Raw genomic sequence first — 2,350 nt, 5'->3', positions numbered from 1 at the left:
CCCTCCTCCGCCTTGCGATCCACGGCGCTGGGGGTACCTCCCAGGCGAAGCTCTGGGGGAGCCGCTCGCTGATCCGGCCTGATCCGAAAGACACGCCCTGGGCCGCCCGCCCAGGCCTTAACCGACCTGGCAGAACTCCGGGGTCTCCCGCCAGAAGCGGAACAGCTCCAGGCCGCAGTAGCGGGACGACTCCGGAACACCCAGCGCCTGCATGATCGTGTCGACCAGGTCGAAGAACGCCCCGTTGACGGCCGGGATGTACAGCAGTCCGATCACGATGAAGAAGCCGAACGGCGCGGCCGGCTCGACCTGCCGCCGGATGTTGTACGAGAGCCAGGGCTCCACGACCCCGTAACCGTCCAGGCCCGGCACCGGCAGCAGGTTCAGGATCGCGGCCGTGACCTGGAGGAACGCCAGGAACGCGAGCGCGTACTGGAAGGCGACCGGCACCCCGTCCAGCGCGTCCAGCCAGAACGGCGCGGTGCAGACGGCGGCGAACAGGACGTTCGCCAACGGCCCGGCCGCCGAGATCAGGCTGTGCTTCCAGCGCCCGCGCACCCGGTCTCGGTCGATGAAGACGGCACCGCCGGGCAGACCGATGCCGCCCAGGATCACGAAGAGCAACGGCAGGATGATGCTCAGGACGGCGTGCGTGTACGCCATCGGGTTGAGCGTCAGATAGCCGCGGGCGCCGACCGTGATGTCGCCGCCGTGCAGGGCGGTGCGGGCGTGCGCGTACTCGTGCAGACAGAGCGAGACGATCCACGCCGACGCGACGAAGAGGAACACGGCGAGGCCGGGGGAGGCCGCGAAGTCCGTCCACACGGCCCAGCCGGTGACGGCCATGACCGCGAGGATCGCCAGGAAGACGGGGCTGATCCGCCGTTCGTCGTGGCGATGGGTGGTCGTCGACATGGCCTGTGCTCCCCGTGGCTGGTGTTCGTACGGTGTTCCGTACCGTGCGTGTGCGTGTGCGTGTGCGTGCATGCGTGCGTGCGTGCGTGTACGTGTGCGGGAAACGTACCGGGCCCCCGCCGCGGTTCCGCCCCCGGGGCCCCTCGGGGGCCGCTCCGGGTCCCGGGCCCCGCTTCCCCGCCCCGACCCGGAGAATGGGGGCGTGCGTTATTGCGTCCTCGGGCCCGCACGGGCCCATACGGCAGAAGGCGGCGTCGTCGTCGGGGGCCCGCGGGTGCGGGCGCTGCTCACCGTGCTCGCGGTGCGGGCCGGGCGCGCGGTGCCGGTGGGAGTGCTCGTGGACGAGGTCTGGGGCGCGGCGGCGGAGCCGCCGGCCGACGCGGTCGCCGCGCTCCAGGCACTCGTGGGACGGCTGCGCAAGGCCCTCGGGCACGAGCGGGTGGAGTCGACCGAGGGCGGCTACCGGCTCGCGGCCGACCCCGACGACGTGGACGCGCACCGCTTCGCCCGGCTCGCCGCCGAGGGCGTACGGGAGCTGGACGCGGGCCGGCCCGAGCGGGCCGCCGCGCTGCTCGACGAGGCCCTCGCGCTGTGGAAGGGGCCGGCCCTCGCCGACCTGCCCGACCGTGCCGCCGAGGCGGCCCGCTGGGAGGCGCGTCGCCTGGACGCCCGCCGGGCCCGGTTCGCCGCCGCGCTCGCGCTCGGCGAGGCGGCCGGTGTGCTGCCGGAGCTGGCCGCGCTGTGCGCCGAACACCCGCTGGACGAGCCGCTGCAGGCGCTGCGGATCCGCGCGCTGCGGGACGTCGGCCGCCCGTCGGAGGCGCTCGCCGCGTACGAGGAGGTACGGCGGGAGCTCGCCGACCGGCTCGGCGCGGACCCCTCGCCCGAACTCCGAGCCCTGCACGCGGAGCTGCTCGCCGAGCCCGCGCCCGGCGCGCGCGCCCGGACCGCTCGGCCCTCCGCTCCCGCCGGGTCCGTCACGGGCAACCTGCGCGCCCGGCTCACCAGCTTCGTCGGCCGCGAGGACGACATCTCCGCCCTCCAGGACGCCCTGGCCGCCGACCGGCTCGTCACCCTGCTCGGGCCCGGCGGCGCCGGGAAGACCCGTCTCTCCCAGGAGGCGGCCGAGCGGGCCGCGGCGGGCGGCGCGTGGCCCGACGGCGTCTGGCTCGCCGAACTCGCCCCCGTCACCGACCCGGAGGCCGTCACCGAGGCCGTCCTCGGCGCGCTCGGCGCGCGGGAGACCGTCCTGTTCGGCGCGGGCGCCGAGGAGCTCCGCCTCGGTGAGGACCCCCTCGACCGCCTCGTCGATCACTGCGCCCGCCGCCGTCTGCTCCTTCTCCTCGACAACTGTGAGCATCTGGTGGGTGCCGCGGCCGAGCTGGCCGAACTCGTGCTGGCGCGTTGCCCGGGTGTGACGGTGCTGGCGACGAGT

Annotated in this window: 2 protein-coding genes; one reads left to right on the top strand and one right to left on the bottom strand. The window is 74.9% G+C overall.

The window, feature by feature from the left end:
• Positions 1-117 precede the first annotated feature (117 nt).
• Entirely contained in the window at positions 118-915 is a 798-nt protein-coding gene (locus tag AB0M18_RS36570) for a site-2 protease family protein (protein ID WP_365765719.1), read from the bottom strand.
• A gap of 202 nt (positions 916-1,117) precedes the next feature.
• Here AB0M18_RS36570 and AB0M18_RS36565 point away from each other — a divergent pair.
• Positions 1,118-2,350, top strand: a 1,233-nt coding sequence (locus tag AB0M18_RS36565; protein ID WP_365765717.1) for a BTAD domain-containing putative transcriptional regulator, incomplete at its 3' end; no start/stop codon positions are given.

Origin of the sequence: Streptomyces sp. NPDC051909 (assembly GCF_040681095.1) — a bacterium.
GTDB lineage: Bacteria > Actinomycetota > Actinomycetes > Streptomycetales > Streptomycetaceae > Streptomyces.
The sequence above is the reverse complement of the archived record's forward strand: the minus strand, read 5'-3'. Positions and strand labels throughout refer to the sequence as shown.

Excerpts from the sequence above, each read along its gene's own strand:
- AB0M18_RS36570 (WP_365765719.1), bottom strand. The coding sequence starts at position 915 with ATGTCGACGACCACCCATCGCCACGACGAACGGCGGATCAGCCCCGTC.